The organism is Oricola nitratireducens, from assembly GCF_014904745.1.
GTDB classification, from domain to species: domain Bacteria; phylum Pseudomonadota; class Alphaproteobacteria; order Rhizobiales; family Rhizobiaceae; genus Oricola; species Oricola nitratireducens.
Genome location: NZ_JACZCS010000005.1, coordinates 111,985 through 128,752, shown reverse-complemented (window position 1 = coordinate 128,752; position 16,768 = coordinate 111,985). Strand labels below are relative to the sequence as shown.

Annotated in this window: 14 protein-coding genes; 3 read left to right on the top strand and 11 right to left on the bottom strand. The window is 56.5% G+C overall.

Translation table 11 applies throughout. From position 1 onward, the window contains the following. Positions 1-520 (top strand): hypothetical protein (locus tag IG169_RS04145; protein ID WP_210325850.1); only part of this gene is annotated, 520 nt, incomplete at its 5' end. A gap of 388 nt (positions 521-908) precedes the next feature. On the opposite strand, the gene IG169_RS04140 is transcribed toward IG169_RS04145, so the two are convergent. From IG169_RS04140 to IG169_RS04110, 8 genes are all read right to left on the bottom strand, one after another. Then, entirely contained in the window at positions 909-2,042 is a 1,134-nt protein-coding gene (locus IG169_RS04140) for a hypothetical protein (RefSeq protein WP_193174895.1), read from the bottom strand. A 35-nt stretch (positions 2,043-2,077) separates the two neighbouring features. Continuing rightward, positions 2,078-3,262: an NAD(P)/FAD-dependent oxidoreductase gene (locus IG169_RS04135; protein WP_193174894.1), complete on the bottom strand. Its 1,185-nt coding sequence runs from the start codon at positions 3,260-3,262 to the stop codon at positions 2,078-2,080. 167 nt (positions 3,263-3,429) lie between these two features. Further along, positions 3,430-3,618, bottom strand: coding sequence for a Ros/MucR family transcriptional regulator (locus IG169_RS24420; protein WP_428982230.1), 189 nt, complete (start codon positions 3,616-3,618; stop codon positions 3,430-3,432). 68 nt (positions 3,619-3,686) lie between these two features. Continuing rightward, entirely contained in the window at positions 3,687-4,247 is a 561-nt protein-coding gene (locus IG169_RS04130) for a hypothetical protein (protein ID WP_193174893.1), read from the bottom strand. A gap of 338 nt (positions 4,248-4,585) precedes the next feature. Further along, the gene (locus tag IG169_RS04125; protein WP_193174892.1) at positions 4,586-7,219 is read right to left on the bottom strand and encodes a hypothetical protein; all 2,634 of its coding nucleotides are present in this window, start codon (positions 7,217-7,219) and stop codon (positions 4,586-4,588) included. 4 nt (positions 7,220-7,223) lie between these two features. After that, a complete protein-coding gene (locus IG169_RS04120) occupies positions 7,224-7,613 on the bottom strand; it encodes a dsRNA-binding motif domain-containing protein (RefSeq protein WP_193174891.1) in 390 nt (129 codons plus the stop codon). 772 nt (positions 7,614-8,385) lie between these two features. Then, positions 8,386-9,288, bottom strand: coding sequence for an EH signature domain-containing protein (locus tag IG169_RS04115; RefSeq protein WP_193174890.1), 903 nt, complete (start codon positions 9,286-9,288; stop codon positions 8,386-8,388). After that, complete coding sequence (locus tag IG169_RS04110) at positions 9,285-11,789, bottom strand: hypothetical protein (RefSeq protein WP_193174889.1); 2,505 nt, start codon at positions 11,787-11,789, stop codon at positions 9,285-9,287. The genes IG169_RS04115 and IG169_RS04110 overlap by 4 nt, the downstream gene beginning before the upstream one ends. A 252-nt stretch (positions 11,790-12,041) precedes the next feature. Here IG169_RS04110 and IG169_RS04105 point away from each other — a divergent pair, with 252 nt between their 5' ends. Continuing rightward, positions 12,042-12,323: a GlsB/YeaQ/YmgE family stress response membrane protein gene (locus IG169_RS04105; RefSeq protein ID WP_193174888.1), complete on the top strand. Its 282-nt coding sequence runs from the start codon at positions 12,042-12,044 to the stop codon at positions 12,321-12,323. 109 nt (positions 12,324-12,432) lie between these two features. Beyond that, the gene (locus IG169_RS04100; RefSeq protein ID WP_193174887.1) at positions 12,433-12,903 is read left to right on the top strand and encodes a MaoC family dehydratase; all 471 of its coding nucleotides are present in this window, start codon (positions 12,433-12,435) and stop codon (positions 12,901-12,903) included. On the opposite strand, the gene IG169_RS04095 is transcribed toward IG169_RS04100, so the two are convergent. The 3 genes from IG169_RS04095 to IG169_RS04085 are packed head-to-tail and all read right to left on the bottom strand — an operon-like array spanning position 12,900 to position 16,766. Further along, the gene (locus IG169_RS04095) at positions 12,900-13,442 is read right to left on the bottom strand and encodes a sarcosine oxidase subunit gamma (RefSeq protein WP_193174886.1); all 543 of its coding nucleotides are present in this window, start codon (positions 13,440-13,442) and stop codon (positions 12,900-12,902) included. The two genes, IG169_RS04100 and IG169_RS04095, sit on opposite strands and share 4 nt — an antisense overlap. Next, positions 13,435-16,437: a sarcosine oxidase subunit alpha gene (locus tag IG169_RS04090; protein WP_193174885.1), complete on the bottom strand. Its 3,003-nt coding sequence runs from the start codon at positions 16,435-16,437 to the stop codon at positions 13,435-13,437. Before IG169_RS04090 ends, IG169_RS04095 begins: the two co-directional genes overlap by 8 nt. After that, positions 16,434-16,766, bottom strand: coding sequence for a sarcosine oxidase subunit delta (locus IG169_RS04085; RefSeq protein ID WP_193174884.1), 333 nt, complete (start codon positions 16,764-16,766; stop codon positions 16,434-16,436). Before IG169_RS04085 ends, IG169_RS04090 begins: the two co-directional genes overlap by 4 nt. Between the last annotated feature and the right edge of the window lie 2 nt (positions 16,767-16,768).

Sequence of the window (16,768 nt, the reverse complement as noted above, 5' to 3'; positions counted from 1 at the left end):
TTATCTTCCATGGGATAATCCAAAGATTCATCGCGATTTCCAAAAGGTCCTGACTCTAATCCGAGCTTGTGCACTTGTGCACCAATTTACGAGAGACAGGAATAAGGAAGGGCAGATCATCGCTAGCGAAGACGACTATCGAATTGTCCATTCGCTTACCAAAGCCGCTCTTGAAGAAGGCTTGGAGGAATCTGTAGCGCCGGGCGTCAGAGAAGTAGTCGAAGGTGTTCGCGATATAACTGCCGAAGACGCAAGGTTGGATTGGGAGGGAGTGTCTCAATCCGCTGTGGCTGAAAAGATTGGACGGAACCGGAGTGTTGTATCCCGTAACAGCTACATAGCCATTTCTCACGGGTATCTTGAAAACAAGACACCCGGAAAAGGGCGAGAAGCGCATCTAGTTTTGGGCGATCGCCCACTTCCGAGCGGATCAGTACTCCCTTCACCGGATACCATCTTTGGAGGAAAGAGCCCGGAGTGGTCTTCAAATGATTTCGAAGCTGAGCTTTATCTGAAATAGATGAACGACCCTGGAATCCCCCGCCTCGGCGGGGGGCTCCTACCTATCTCGAAATGTGCAACGGTGCACAGGATTTAGGACATTCGTCGCCAGCGCTTAAGTGTCAAAATAACCCTGACGTTTCCACCTATTCCCCCTTTTACAAACACCAAATTTTACGCCCAAACCCCATGTGATCTGGCACTTTCCGGAGTTAGCAAACTGATTTTTACCAAATAGCTTTTTGGAAGGGTACGGATCGTTGGGATACAGATCCAAGGGTCAGGACCCTTTAGACCTTGGGGTAACGGGATGACCGGTTTGAGCCCTTTCTAGACATTGCGTTGATATTACATATCGCTTTAGCTAGCGTGGCAGGGACGGCTATATCTCCAACGGCTTTCGAATATCATATCGACGGAATCATCAGCCAAGTAGCTTTGAGGGTCAGATAACCGATTGCTAGGCCTATCAGCGTTGGAAAGAACTTTGCCACCGCATCGGATTGCAGAAGCCATTGTCTAGCAGACATGATGTCAGAATGTACGCTCCTTTGGTACATGTAGGCGTAGTAGGCTTTCTGTGTCCTCTTCGACGCGTATTCCCTCTCTTTCTCGACAAGTATTGCGTAATTATCTCTAGCGAGACTTGTCTTTTCCTTACTGATACGACTCCGCGTCCATAGAACAGGTAGCATCAGAGAACACCCGATTAAAAGCACTACAGTACCAATCATAACATCAGGTAGCGCTGATCCTGCCGGTGAAGCTCCGGCAGAAAGTCGATAGATCAACGGAAAAAACAGCGCGCCGGTTGAGAACAATGCGCACGTCTTGGCAGTGAAGTCGGTCACGAAGGAGTATCCCAAATGATGGTCGTGATGCAGTCGTCTTGGTGTTGGTTCTGAGATATCAACCTCCCAGACAGCCCACAGTGCTGTCAGCACCCTACCGATACCAATTGATGTGTAGTTCGCTAGGAGGAAGACACCGAGAGCGATCAGCCAAAACCATATGTCACGAACGCCGGCGATCCCTAGTTTCTCATAGAATTCATGGTAGTAAAGAAACGCGAACATGGAGGCCAAAACCCATAACCTTCTCGGCCAACTTATCCAGCCGTGCGCGTTTAGATTTGAGAATAGGATTCTTTTTATGAGGGCCTTGCGGTCCTCGCTCTCAATAATACGGGAGGCCCTGTCGTAAAAATCGGATTGCGAATATTTTTCATGATACCAGATAAGCGGTGGGCCGATATATGCCCACAAATGGGCGACAAGCAGCCAGGACATTTCCGAAAGTCCGTGTTGAAATTGATCTCCTCGATACGCATACAATGCACCGAGTGCTATTGACGCAGCACCGCCATGGATCACACCGCCCCAAAACGCCTTCGCCCAAAATCCTCGAAATCTTAGTCCCTCGATGAATTTTGCGACCGAAGACATCGCCGCGTCATCATGGATTCTAAACAACCAGAATCCACTAAATTCGAGCCCAAACAGGCGTAGAAAACTTCGAATCAGTACTAGAAGCGAATACATTGAGTGCCACCGCCTCAGTTTATCTATTGTTGAACCTATCTTCCTATTAGTTTTCTGCCAAGTTTTTTCACAGCCTTTCTCACCTGTACAAGAAACAATCCATACAGATGATCATACTCGTGATGTCCAGCTAGGATTTCGAGATAACCGCTCCGCAAGGTTCCAGCGTCTGTAAATGCCCATGCAAAAGGTGCTTGAATGGGTTTAGGAAATATCATCCAACGAAAGAGGTTAGCTTGGTGGAGAGATTTTGTAATTGGCTTCACTAGTTCGAGATATCTTGGCAATGCGTCAAAGTGCTTCTCATCAAGCGCTTCTTCGATCGCTCGCGCAGCGCAATATCCACTAAGGATTGCATGACCAATCCCCTCGCCGGTAATCGGATCGACATATCCGGCCGCGTCCCCACAAAGCAGGACGCATTCGTTTCCAGGTTTTTCTCGATAATCTCCAAACGGAATGAAATGCCCTCTGACTTTATAATCAGCTATGTCGAGCTCATTCCGCGACAGCGATAGATACTCTGAGAGTCTCTGCTTAAGGTTTGGGTTAAGGCGATGAACGCCGCCAACACCCAGTGTGAAGCTTTTTGCTTTTGGGAAAGTCCAGCCGTATCCCCAATTGGCGCTACCAAAATCAACTTCAGGAATGTCGTTGTGATTCGGAAGATGATCTCGGGGTACTTCCACTTCCAATCCAAATCCGATGGTCTTTTGGTCAAAAGACGTTCCGAATAGCGTTTTTGCAACTATGCTGTTGACACCATCGCATCCAATAAGAAAATCGTATCCGATCTCGTTGCCGTTATGGGCAACCACCTTCTTGGATCGCGTATCAATCCCTTTAACAGTCAGATTTTCAAAAACGACTGCGCCGGCCTCTTTGGCTAAGCCAAGAAGGTAGCTATCAAAATCAAATCGCATCGTGAAGAAAAGCGGAGGCCCTCGGTCGGGTGTAGGCTTATCGTGCAGTTTTTTTTCGCCCTGAAAGAACCAGACCGAATCAGACGAAACGAATAGATCACTCCGCCAATCCCGCTCAAATACGGTTTCGAAATTTGTCTTTGCCCGAGTAGTTACTAATCCGCCGCACAGCTTTTGTCTCGGGAACTTGCTTTTGTCGATGACGCACACGGAACGACCAAGGGAAGCCAGCGTACGCGCCGCCGCACTGCCGGCCGGTCCGCCTCCAATTACGACCACATCGAACTTTTGAGCCAATCGTTTTACCGAATCATTGTTATAATCATTGAACACCAATTAAGTCACGGATCCCATGGAATCCAGTGCGGGCGCTATGTAGTCCGTTTGGTCCGCAACGCTGCCATTGGCTATGGCCTAATTAGTGGATCCTGAGCTTAGACAGTCGGAACGTGCAGAAGGGGCTATTACACACTACCGAGAGCCCCCCTATTTCCTCTTTTCGTTATCTTCGGTTCCGGATTCCGTCCTAGCCCCATCGATTTGCCAAGTTTCGAAAGTTGTTTGACATATTCGGAATCAACCGTCGGATAGCCTAAAGAAAAGCCCCTTTTCGCCCGATGTTCATCAGGCGTCATGGCATGCTCGGTCCCGATATGTCACCTAAGATATTTAAATGTCTTCCAACAAGACCAATAGAGTTGCAGTAAAATATTTCGAGCGTTTAAGGAATTTCCTGGTCAAGAACCTTCTTGGTTTGCAGTTCGACAAAGTCCGTGAGTATCGTTCCGGCAACGACGTTAACTGCAATGCCACAAGCTAATAACCCGAAACCACCGGTTGCGACTCCAAACCCTATGCATAAGAATGGGGCGGCCCGTGAAACCAAGGCGCCCGCGCCAGCTCCGGCCAAATGTGACAGTGATTTCTTATACTCTTCAGGATCATCTGTTGTTAGAAATCTATTAATATCAGGTGATATCTGTATTATCTCAACGAATCCACCTAGGTTCTTTAGAGCTTTTGCATAACTGCTACTGGTTTTTATATAGTTCTCTGCAGAAGGCGCCTGTTTTTTTGCCCCCTTTACAATACTACGAAAGCTTCGACTGGACACAGCTCCACGCTCTGTCAATGCCTCTAGTCTCTTTGCTAATCTTTCGGTCTTCTTAGCCGAAAACAGCTCTGGATAATCAGGTTCAATTTTAAAATAAGTTCCTAAAGGGGTGATACCGCGCAACTCTTTCAACATCGCTCGCCGTGCGTTGATAATTCGCTCAGCCATTTCCGGAGTGTAAGTCTGTGTTTTTCGGACCTCTTCCCCAATATCCCTTATCGTACGCTCAAATCGTATTACCGAAACATTTATCAAGTCGAGATAAAGTTCCCCAGACTTTCCAGCGTTAACGACGCCCGCGGATACCGCATCAATAACTTCTCCATGTGTCTTCAGAAGTTCGACGGCATCATTAAAGCTCGATCGCGGAACAACGAAATCGTAATCGCCCCTATCCGCTTCCGCAAACCACGGCGCACTTCGGATAGTCGGCCCCTTAATGGGTGCATCTAGCGCGTTACACTGAGGGTAACTAATGGGCGGAACTACACGATCTGTCCCCATAGCTAAATCAAGAATAAGGCTTCGTGACCGGACTGGACATGTTTAACTCTCACCAAATCTACGCTTGCTGGCTCTAGCCAAGGACCAGGAGCCGACACCGTCACCTCAGCTTCCGTTTGGTTAGCGGCCAAATTGAATTCACCAACTTTCCTTGATTCAAGGATTAGTAAATAGTCACCGGCAATGGGGTTTCCTTCAAACGTCAATTGAATCTTATCATTTCCTATAAACACGCCATTAACCGAAAACGGACTGTCAATCTTTCCTTGGCGCGCGGCCAAAGCAGCATAATATAGCGCTTTCGCCTCTATTCCGCGCACCTCTGCATTTTGTCTCCGAACTTCCGCCGCGCGCATTTCATCCGAATAGGGTTCGGTGGCGTTACGCTCGCCAACATGAGCATCTAGATAAAGTCCCGGCGATCCGATTAAAAATTCCGATAAGGTATCCAGCTTTGACAGATTTGCGTCAGCTGAAAGCGGAATCTCCGTTCCGAGATATATTAGACGAGTAAGTGATCGAGTGAGGATTTCTATTCTCTCCGTAGGCGTTGTGCCTCCAGGAGGAAAGTCGGGGATTAATACCGTATCCGAACTAGCGTCCCCTAGGCCGTGATACTCTTTAAGGGTGCGAATTAGCGCATCAAGTAATCTTTCGAGGGCCGCTTCTTGAGGATTCCCAACAAACAATGGATTTGGCCGCACGGGCAGACCATCTAACGAGAATTCATCGACTAATGACGAAAGTTCGTCCAACGAGAATTGCTGAGGGAGTACGATACCAGAACCGGCCACTACCTCTACTCCCGACAAATAGGTAAATGAAAGCCGCTCCAGCTTCAATCGAGCTTTGTATACGTTATATAATTGATAAAAGAGAAGGTTCAGAGAACGGCCGTCATTAATATTCTCAATCTCAATTTTAGTGCTTTCCCTCGAAGATGTCGTAGTTTTCTGAAGACTTGAACTTTGGAGTTCTAGCCTAGTTTGGCGCGTTACTGATCGTGCAGCCTTTCTCGCGACTTTTGAGAAGTTTCTCGCAAAATCCTTCGTAGTCTGGCTGGAAGAGCTAGAGCCAGAAGCACTTGCGGAAAAGCCACCGTAGCTGCCACCGGCGCTAGCACTTAGACTCTGAGTTGTAGTCGTTTCCTTGGATGCCCGAGCTTCTTTTTCCAGTTCAGTAGCATAGTCTGCAGAACTGCTTTCATTTAAATCAGACAGAGAGGTTGCGGTCCTGCGAACTTCGGTTTCAGTTTTAGTGGATTTCTCTAATATAATCTCGCGTTTCTCACCTGGCGCCAAATTTATAGAACTTGCGAGTTCGCCGACTTCAGCGCCTTTGTAGCTGGTCGAAAACACCAAATCCTCTTCAATAAAGATCCTCGGAGTGTGGATCGGTTCCATGCCTCGTCGCGGCGCGGTTACAACAACATATTTCGCCAGGATCTCTCCGGAAACTAGGCCTTGCTCATAAACAGGCAACATTACCGCGCATAATCTACCAAATTCCGGATCTAGTTCACATCGATCAATGATATCTCCAAGCTCGTCACCTTCCTGGGTAAAATATCCGCTCCCTACTCTACTGAATCGAAAGGTATTATAACCAGCACCTGAAAGCCTGTTTTCCTCTTCTATCCACGGATCGAAGTCCGGAACAATTTTTCTGTACTTTGTCACTTGTTTTCTATGGTTTTCTGTGACATTTATTCTGCGAGGAACATGGAGAAAATTGAATATTTGGACGAATTCAATTCTTTCATATCTAGATTGCCAAGAGACTTCTGTTTCATAAGGCTGATAGAGTTCGCCTTTCTTAAGCGTATCAACGGTGCCATCTGGATACTTATATTCTAGTCCGTCTGTTGTGACCAAGACATAACCCAAATCACTCGCCCGATCTCTTAGTCGCTCGATCCGCTCCTGAATATTCAGGCCAACTGATCGCATTTGGCTGTAACTTCCAACGAGATCATCGATTTGATCCTTCGAAAGAAAGCCCGGAATTTCAGTGGAGACAAGATTGTCTGCGGCAGATGCTAGCGCGACGCCAACTTTCTCAAGTGCTACAAGCTCTCGATACTGACGATAGATGATCGCAGGAGCTAGATCAACAATCCTTAGCTTAGTCAGAAAGAGATCGGAAAGGAACGCACCAAATTGGGCTTGCTCCCAAAACTCCTCGTAATCCTGAACGGATTGAAAGAATGGCCCCATAAGCGGAAGTGTTTTTAGACTGCTAACAACGCATATCCTTTTATATCCCGGTATATTAACCAGCAGGCTAGGGGGATCATAGTTGTGTAGATAAGAGTTAATAAGCGGTAGATCTTTACTCGATATTATCGGACCGATTTTAAGTCGTTTTTCAAATTCTGTTTTAAGGTAAGATAATCCATATCCAAGAATATATGGATGAGTTGCGCCAGGTGTGTCAGAGTGATCAACAATCTTCTTCCAATCGATTTCAACCTCGCGGCTGCGCGAAAAAGAAACAACATCTATATCTCGTCCATTTTCTGATATGCTGCCAAGGCTTGTATGATCGAAGAGCGACGATTTTTTTTCGTCTTTTTCGCCGGTTTGCGTTAGGCGGAGACTATCTTCCGCGCCGCGATCTAAATACAGATTTGGCACTTATTCACTCCCCAAAATATAGTGAGCCCTGAACCACGAGTGTCTGAACTTCGGCACCGATTCTACAATTTACAATATAGCTTAAGTTATGTCCATTTGCCTTTATTGTTAAGGAATAATCTAAAATAATTGGTCCCAATTTAATTAGATCTGTTGATGTTGTATCTGAGATAGAAAATACAAGCTCATCAGGATGATATATATCATTTCCATCCTCTTGATACTTGGATTCTATAATAAGCTCAACTTCTGAACCTGTACGATTGCTAACTGACATATTGACTGTCGATAGCAAACGTACGTTATCGCCTGTCTCCTCGAATGCTGACGGCCACTTTAATCTGAAAGCTTCGCCCTCGATTACAACTCCGTTGGAGAATTCTGCTTGTCCCATGGAACCCTCGCTAAAAGCTCGAAGAAGCGCTCGGCGGTTATCCAGAGATTAGGTGCTATTGAAAGCGCCAGTCAAGTAAACACTTTAACATACAGACGAATGGCAGCCATTATCTTTGTCTGGAATCCTGACTTGCCCCTCTCTCACAATCACGAGAGTTTCGGGCGCCAATTTTGTGATGCCTAGGCCCACTTCTAAAAAGGCCAATCTACTGAAAATCAATATGTCTGCCACGTTCATAATACGGAGAAACTAATTGAAATCAGTGCATTTCTTGGGATTGTAAATACGTCGAGTAGTTATACCAACTGGAGCAATTTAAGCTAAAAAATCTATCGTCTCAATTCGGTGTTTGACGTGCGTACACAGTTCTCCGATCCACTCCCGCTTCGACCGCATTACTCCTGTTCAGCAGCGGCAAATCAACGGACCTGTATCCTAGCTAATTTGACAACCTGAAATTCTAAAAAAATGGCGAGGCCATATACCGATAACGGTAGTACCCGGGGTGGCTCATCCCCCTCCCCGGTCACACTCTGGTCACACTGAACATTGGATTTCACGGTTCGGCGGGCGGATTGATTAGCTCATAAAAAGATCGTAGACTGCGTTAAGCAGCTGGATTCATTCAGTCTTTTGTCTGATCGCTGAATAGCGATTTACGGGAGAGCACTACGTTGACATCGTAGGGGTCACTGGTTCAATCCCAGTACCGCCCACCATTCCAAACCCCGAATTGCAGATACAGACGCTCCGCCGCCGCGCGGTACCCTCAGGAATGGTCCACCCACCGTTTCATGACGGCCACGCACTGATCGCGCCTTGAGCCGCCGCGGTCGCCGGGCAGCCGCGGCCACGTGACCGCGCGCGGATCACCGAAATGCACCAGCAGGAACTGCGTGATCGTCAGCCGCAACCCGGCCGACGGATTGCGGTCGAGGAACGGCGACAGAAGATGGGAATAGAGAACGCTCTGCAAGTCGGGCCGTTGCCGCGCGCCGAGTTCGATCCAGCCGAGCACCTGTGAAAGCGGATAGCCGTTGGTTTCGGCGCGGGCGAGCGCACGGTCCAGCGCACGGCATTTCAGGGCGAATCCATAGGCCGAATCCTGCAGGGTCGCGCTGAGGCCCGCCCTTTCGAGCGACGCGACGGGATTGGCGAGATCGAGCTGCGAAAGCAGATACGCCACGCCGCAGTCGCTGTCGAAGAAACGCGTGCGCGCCACGAATTCGCGCGTCTCGCGGCGCAAATCGCCGGCATGTTGCCGAAGATGGTCGAGCATCCGCCTGGTTTCCGGGCTGCCCGGTTCGAACGTGAAAAGCAGCGCGGTGAACAGCGCGTTGACCGGCGTGCGGCCGCGCCGTGTGATCGCCTCGCTCAACAGGCGCTGGCGCGCGACCATGCTGGACCGGAAAGCCGGATGGTCGCGCAGGCCGATCAACGCCAGCCGCAAATCGCAAAGCGCGATGTCGGATGCCGCGCCGGCCTGCAGCTTGTCGGCGACCTCCTTGATGCGGCGGTCGCGCGCTTCCTCCTCGGGTTCGGGCGCCTTGTGACGCAGGCAGATATCGACCGCCCGCTTCAACCGGCTCGGTTCCGGCGCCGCCGGTTGCGGTTCGCCGGACTGGGCCCTGCGCGCATCGATCTGCCTGACGAGTCCCGTTTCCGCGCTCATTCGAGCGCTTCCGATCCGCGATAGCTCCCCCTCGCCTCGCTCAGTTGCTCGACGAGTTCGCCGAGATGCGACACGGCCGCGGCAAGCGCGCTGTCCATCTGGCCGATCTGGTCGCGCATCAGCCGTGTCTGCATGTCGATCTGCCCGGAAATCTCCCCGAACACGCCGCCAAGCTTGGCGTCGACATCGTCGAAACGCTCGACATGGCCCTGCCACAATTTGTGCAGCGCGCCGAGCGTCTCCTTGATGTTTTTCTGGGAGCTGCCGACCGTCTCGATCGTCTCCTTCGAAAGGCTCTGAAACGCGCCCAGCGAATCGTCGATCTGCGCCAGATTGCCGGCGAGGCTTTGCGCGGATTTCTGCATGCTCTCCGTCGTGCCCGCCAGCGATCCCGATATCGTCGCGACCTGTTTTTCGACCCGGTCGTTTTCCGCCGCCATGCGCTCGATGGTCTCGCTCAACGCATGGCTCGTCCTGCCGGCCTGTTCCGCGATCGCGGTCAGCGCCGCGATGCGCGTGTTGAAGTCCTTGTCGGATTGCCTGAGCTGCGCGACGAGCTCCGCGGTCTTGAGCTTGATCTCGTCGGCGACCGTCTTGGCCATCGACGAAATCATCTCGCGCGTGCCGTCCTGCATTTCTGCCAGGAAGCGCACATGCGTGTCGGCGATCCTGTCGCTCGCCTTCTGCAGCGTGGCGAACAGGCCGGACAGCGCCTCGGCGCGCTCCTTGAACACCTCGTTGGAATCCCCGAGTCGGGACAGGAAGGTCGCCGTGTTCTCGTCGACCGCGTCGGCAATCGTCCGCGCCGTCGAAACGGCCGTCTCGCGGGCGCTTTCGCGCATCTCGCCGAGAACGCGCGACTGGGCGGAGGCGATCTTTTCGCTCGCCTGTTCCAGCGTCGCCGCGGCGCCCTCGATGCGGCCCGGCAGGACGCTCATGCCCTGTGCGACCGTCCGGATCGTATCCGTCGTCTGGCGCAGCGAAACCGAAATCGTCTCCTCGACGTCCTTCGCCAGCCCGTCGACGGCCTGCGAAATCATCGCCGTGACCGAGGCGACGGCATCCAGCGCCTGTGCCTGGGATCGTTCTGCGACCGTTTCCTGGACCTCGGCCATCCGCCCGCTCGCCGCGTCGAACGTCTTCGCCGCCATCTCGATCCGGTCCGGCAGCCGCACCAGCCCTTCGGTGATCCGGCCGGCGATGTCCTGCATCTCCGTCAACGCGTTCTGGGTCGCGGTCTGCACGTTGTCGGCGATCGTCCTGGCGGTCGTCACCGCCGATTGCGCCGCCTCGTCCTGCAATTTCAAAACGAAGCCGGCCTGCCGTCCGGCGAGATCCGCTCCCGCGTTTTCGAGCGCAAGCGCGACCTGGTCCACGCGCTCCGGCAACGCAGCCATGGCGTCCGACACCTCTTGCATGCGCGCCACGACATCCTTCGTGCCAGCGTCGACCGAACTCCTGAAGCCTTCTTCCAGGCGGGCCGGCATCGCCGCCATCGCCTCGGCCACCGTTTCCATGCGCCTGAGGACTTCGCCCGCATTGGCGTCGACGGATTTCTCGAAACCCTGCGTCACCGCCTCCCGCGCGCCCTCCTGCGCCGCATCGACGAGGTCCGCATAGCATGCCGCCAGCGCTTCCAGCCGAGACGCGATGTCGGCATAGCCTTCCATGATCGCGCTGCGCGTCGACTGGCCCATGCTGGTCGCGAGTTCCTCGCCCAGCCTCTGCAGGCTCTTGGCCTGGAAATGCAGCGCGTCCTGCTGCCGCACGCCGACCGATTCCGCATTGGCGAAATGGATGTGCTCGACCAGCGCGCCGTTGAACCGCGCGACGTCCCGCGCGGCGCCCGCGCGCATCCACGAGACGAGGAACCGCAGCACCAGCGCGATCGCGCCGACGACGAACATCAGCAATATCTTGCCCGACGCCGCGCCGATGGCCGCCTTCGTGGCCGCTGCCGCTACGGCCGGATTCGCACCGGCCTGTCCGGTCGCCCCCGTGGCCTTCGCCAGCGCCACCGCCAGGCCGAGTCCGGCGATCAGAACGCCGACGGAAAGGAATGCGCCCGGCATGCCGGCGACCATCCGGCGCTCGAGACCGAGGCTTGCCGCGTTGAAATATTCCGACGGCGTCGGCGCGCTGGAGATCACCATCCGGTCGGTCTCCAGACCGTCATCCAGCGAACTCGGCGCGACGGTGTAGCGAAACCGCCGCCATGGCGAACCCACCGGAGCATGGTCTTCCAGCACACTGTCTATGTCCTGGAATTTTTCCGCGAAGGCCGCGCGCGGCGACTGGCCCGAAGCGCCCGGAACGCTGACGATCTCCAGCGCGCCGGCCATCTGCCCGCGTGTCTTCAGACGAAGAAAGATGATCGCCCCGGCCAGAACCAGACCCGCCGCCGCCGCGAAAACCACGAAATACAGGTCGAAGACGGGATGCGTCAGGAAAGACAGCCATTCTGCGAGAATATTGCCCTGATCGACGTCACCCATGGTCATCTTCCACTCCCGGCCGCCACGCCCTGCAGCCATGACAGCGGCACGCCCTGTCGTGCCGTCACACCTCTAACCTGCATTTATTTCAGGAATTTGCGCGAAAATACATTCCGTAAGGTCCGTCATCCGCAACCTTTCGGCGCCGCGAGCCGGTGTCGCGCGCCACGTATTCCGCTTCAAACGGATTCCAATCCCGCAGCAAAGACGATAAACAGGGGCAACGCGGGGATTGCCCGCGGGATACGGGAGACAGCCATGGAACACGCCTTCGGAACCGGAACGGGCCTTTTGACCGCCCTCGTCATCATCGTCATCGTTGGCGGCATCGCCGGCTGGCTCGCCGGGCTGATCGTCAAGGGCGGCGGATTCGGCCTCGTCGGCAATATCGTCGTCGGCATCCTCGGCGCCGTGATCGCGAGTTTCCTCCTGCCGCGAATCGGCATCGGTCTGGGCGGCGGCATCATCGGCAACATCGTCGCGGCGACACTGGGCGCCGTGATCCTTCTGGTCGCGATCAAGATACTGAAACGCGCCTGACGGCGGGCTCGCCGGTTCTCTTGCGATTGACGGATGTTGGGGTTGATTGCCTTTGGCGCGCTGCGTAAGTCAGGCGGCATTGTCTGAACCAACCGGCGCGGAAAGCGACATGACCACGATCACCGTTGACGACATCCCCGCCGCGATCGGCACCGAGATCGGGCGCTCCGAATGGCGCACGGTCACCCAGGAGATGATCAATCTCTTCGCCGACGCGACCGATGATCACCAGTGGATCCATCTCGACCAGGAACGCGCCGCGAAGGAAACGCCCTTCGGCACCACCATCGCGCACGGTTTCCTGACGCTGTCGCTGTTGTCGACGCTGGCATACGAGGCGCTGCCGGCGCTCGAAGGGGCGACGATGGGTATCAATTACGGCTTCGACAAGATCCGCTTCATGGCGCCGGTCCGTGCCGGCGCGAAGGTGCGCGCGGTCTTCACGCTCGCCGATGCCGACATCCGCCCGTCGGGCCGCGTGCTCAACACCTATGACGTGACGCTGGAAATCGAAAACAGCCTCAAGCCGGCCCTGACCGCCACGTGGCTGACCATGGCCGTGCTGGAGCGCGAGGACTAAAGCCCGCGCGCCGCATCCGCCAGAAACGCGAAGGCGTAGTCCGAGAACGAGCGCCAGCATTCCACCCGGAAATCTTCCGCGCCGGTGCGGTAGAGCACGATCTCGATCTTGCCCATGACCGTGCGCGAACAGGCCCCGACGGGAAAGGCTTCCAGCGACAATTCGCGCGGACAGCCCGCGTTGATCACGTCGGCCGCCGCCGGCCCCGATACCAGGATCGCCGTGTTGCGGTGGGAAATGTCAACCGCGCTGTGCGCCGCCTTCGATTTTGCGCAATCGGCGGCGGGGTCGGCGGTTTCGTCGAAGACGAACCACTCGTCCGGGCCGAGCCACAGCGCGTGCCGGCTGCCGGCTGATGCCGAGGTTCCGGGCTTTTTCGGCAACGTCACGCCGAGCGCCTTCGACAGCGCCGCGACGGCGGGTCCGCCGGCGCGCAGGCTGATTCGGTATGCCGCGGGCGCCGCCGATACCGTCACCTCGGCGCCGCCGTGAACCATGCCCGCCAGCGGCAGGGCGCGCGCGATCTGCACATCAGCCATGGAGGCGGCCTCCCTCTTCATCGAAAAACACCGTGTTGGTGACCTCGACCTCGATCACCCGGTCCGGCATCGGCACGTAGAGCGTGTCGCCCATGCGCTCGAAACCGTCCTCGACCAGCGCCATCGCGATCGGCCGGCCGCAGTTCTCCGACCAGTAGGACGACGACACCCAGCCGATCATCGTCATCGGCACGGCCTGTTTCGGATCGGCGACGATCTGCGCGCCTTCCTCCAGCACGGTCCTGCCGTCCTTGACCTTCAGGCCGACCAGCTGGCGGCGGCCCTTGGCGACGATGTCCGGACGCATGAGCCCGCGAATGCCGACGAAATCGGTCTTTTTCTTGCCGACCGCCCAGGACAGTCCGGCGTCGTGCGGCGTCACCGTTCCGTCCGTGTCCTGGCCGACGATGATGTAGCCCTTCTCGGCGCGCAGCACATGCATGGTTTCGGTGCCGTAGAGGCACATGCCCATCGGCTTGCCGTGTTCGTGCAGCGTATCCCAGACCATCCGGCCGTAATCGGCGGGCACGTTGATCTCGAAACCCGCCTCGCCGGTAAACGACATCCGGAAGACGCGCGCCGGCACGCCACAGACTTTCCCCTCGGCCATGCTCATATGCGGGAACGCCTCGCTGGAGAGATCGATCCCCTCGACGAAGGGCGCGATGATCTCGCGCGATTTCGGGCCCTGCACGGCGATCACCGCCCATTGCTCCGAGGTCGAGGTCAGCCAGACCTTCAGGTCCGGAAACTCGGTCTGGAGATAGTCCTCCATATGGTTCATCACGCGCGGCGCGCCGCCCGTCGTCGTCGTGACGTGGAACCGGTCCTCGGCGATCCGCCCGACGACGCCGTCATCATAGATGAAGCCGTCCTCGCGGCACATGATGCCGTAGCGCAGCTTGCCGACGCCGAGCTTCATGAACGGGTTGGTGTAGAGCAGGTCGAGGAACTTCGCCGCATCCGGCCCGATCACCTCGATCTTGCCGAGCGTCGTGGCGTCGAACATACCCGCCACCTCGCGCACCGTCCGGCATTCGCGGTTGACGGCGGCATGCATGTCCTCGCCGGGGCGCGGATAATACCAGGCGCGCTTCCACTGGCCGACATCCTCGAACACCGCGCCCGCCGCCTCTTCCGACGCATGCATTGGGGTGCACCGCATCGGGTCGAACAGCTTGCCGCGGGCATGGTTGACGATCGCGCCAAAGGTCGTCGGCGTATAGGGCGGGCGGAATGTCGTCAGACCGACTTTCGGGATCGGCCGGTCCAGCGCTTCCGCCGCGATGGCGAGCCCGTGCAGGTTCGACAACTTGCCCTGGTCGGTCGCCATGCCGTTGGTGGTGAACCGCTTGACGTGCTCGATGGAGTGCATGCCTTCCTGCACGGCGAGACGGATGTCCTTCGCCGTCACGTCGTTCTGGTAGTCGACGAAGGCCTTGACGACCTTGCCGGCGCCGGCGCCCGGGCCCGCGCCGATCATGCCGCCGGCCCATTTGCCGCCGCCCTCGGTCTTGATCTTCACGCCGGACTTCTTGGCTTTCGCCCGCGCTTCCTTCGCCGCGCGTTCGCCCGCGTCGAGCGCCTCGGCGACGGTTTCGGCGAGCCCGTCCGTGCCGTTGCAGGCGCCGACCGAGACGCAGTCCTGCGCATAGGTGCCCGGCAGGAAGCGCTGGCTTTCCTCGTCCCAGGCGACTTTGCCGCGCGACTGTGAGAACATGTGCACCGACGGCGTCCAGCCCGCGCTCATCAGGAGCGCGTCGACTGGAATGACTTCCGCCGAACCGCCGTTCTTCGGCTCGACCGACATCGACGCGACGCGCAGCTTGCCGCCCGCGCCAGTCACCGCATGACCGGTCAGGACGCGAATGCCGAGGGCCTTCGCTTCCTCGACCACGACACTGTCCGGATTGTCGCGAATGTCGACGATGGCCGGGATGTCCGAACCAGCTTTCTTCAGGTCGATCGCGGCGGCATAGGCGCTGTCGTTCGCCGTGTAGACGCCGACCTTGCGGCCAACCGCGACGCCGTGATGATTGAGATAGGTCCGCGCCGCCGCTGCCAGCATGATGCCCGGGCGGTCGTTGTTGGCGAACACCATGTGCCGCTCGATGGCGCCGGCGGCGATGATCACGCGTTTCGCCCGCACCTGCCACAGCCTTTCGCGCGGCATGTCGGCCTCCGGCGCGGCGAGATGGTCGGTCACCCGCTCGACGAGGCCGACGAAATTCTGCGCGTAATAGCCGAACGCGGTCGTGCGCGACAGCACGCGCACATTGTCCATGACGGCGAGGCGATCGGTCGTCTGCTGCGCCCATTCATAGCCGTCCATGCCGTCGAGCCGGGCTTCTTCCTCGAACCACAACGCGCCGCCGAAGCTCGGTTTCTCGTCGCAGAGGATAACCTGCGCGCCCGATTCGGCCGCTGCCAGCGCGGCGCTCAAGCCGGCCGCGCCGCCGCCGATCACCAGCACGTCGCAATGGGCGTAGCGTCCCGCGTAATGATCCGGGTCGGGCTCCTCCGGCGCGGTGCCGAGACCGGCCGCGTTGCGGATGACCGGCTCATAGACATGTTTCCACGCCACCTTCGGCCACATGAAGGTCTTGTAGTAGAAACCGGCCGAAAACAGCGGCGAGCCGATATCGTTGACCGCGCCGATGTCGAAGGCGAGCGACGGCCAGCGGTTCTGGCTGACGGCGTCGAGCCCGTCATGGATTTCCTGCACCGTGGCGCGGATGTTTGGTGTCTGGCGCGCCGCATCGCGGCGCACGCCGACCAGCGCGGAGGGTTCCTCCGGTCCCGCCGACAGGATTCCGCGCGGCCGGTGATACTTGAACGACCGGCCGACGAGATGCACGTCGTTGGCGATCAGTGCCGCGGCGAGCGTGTCGCCCTCCAGGCCGGTGTAGCTCTTGCCGTCAAAGGTGAAACGCACCGTGTTGGCGGGCGTCAGCCGGCCCTTGCCGGCAATGCGGTTGGTCCCGGCCGTCGTCATTTACTGCCCCGTCCCTTCTTGGCCTGAGGCTTGTTCTCGTTGGCGGCTTCGGCCAGGTCGGGCTTCGGCTCGCCGGTCTTGTAGGTCGTCACGAACTTGTCGGAGACCGTGTCGCGCACCGCGTTGAAGAACCGCGCGCAGCCATGGATGTGGCGCCAGCGCTCGAAGGTTAGGCCCTTCGGGTTGTCGCGATAGAAGAAATACTGCGCGAAGTCCTCGTCGGAGATGGACGCGATATCGGCCGGGCGCGCGATATGCGCCTCGCCGGCATGGCGGAACTCGAGCTCCGGACGCTCTTCCTCGCAATAGGGGCAATGGATGAGAAGCATGG

Excerpts from the sequence above, each read along its gene's own strand:
- IG169_RS04095 (WP_193174886.1), bottom strand. The coding sequence starts at position 13,442 with ATGGCTGATGTGCAGATCGCGCGCGCCCTGCCGCTGGCGGGCATGGTT.
- IG169_RS04115 (WP_193174890.1), bottom strand. The coding sequence starts at position 9,288 with ATGAGCGCGGAAACGGGACTCGTCAGGCAGATCGATGCGCGCAGGGCC.
- IG169_RS04140 (WP_193174895.1), bottom strand. The coding sequence starts at position 2,042 with ATGTATTCGCTTCTAGTACTGATTCGAAGTTTTCTACGCCTGTTTGGG.
- IG169_RS04110 (WP_193174889.1), bottom strand. The coding sequence starts at position 11,789 with ATGACCATGGGTGACGTCGATCAGGGCAATATTCTCGCAGAATGGCTG.
- IG169_RS04100 (WP_193174887.1), top strand. The coding sequence starts at position 12,433 with ATGACCACGATCACCGTTGACGACATCCCCGCCGCGATCGGCACCGAG.
- IG169_RS04105 (WP_193174888.1), top strand. The coding sequence starts at position 12,042 with ATGGAACACGCCTTCGGAACCGGAACGGGCCTTTTGACCGCCCTCGTC.
- IG169_RS04090 (WP_193174885.1), bottom strand. The coding sequence starts at position 16,437 with ATGACGACGGCCGGGACCAACCGCATTGCCGGCAAGGGCCGGCTGACG.
- IG169_RS04120 (WP_193174891.1), bottom strand. The coding sequence starts at position 7,613 with ATGGGACAAGCAGAATTCTCCAACGGAGTTGTAATCGAGGGCGAAGCT.
- IG169_RS04085 (WP_193174884.1), bottom strand. The coding sequence starts at position 16,766 with ATGCTTCTCATCCATTGCCCCTATTGCGAGGAAGAGCGTCCGGAGCTC.
- IG169_RS04130 (WP_193174893.1), bottom strand. The coding sequence starts at position 4,247 with ATGGCTGAGCGAATTATCAACGCACGGCGAGCGATGTTGAAAGAGTTG.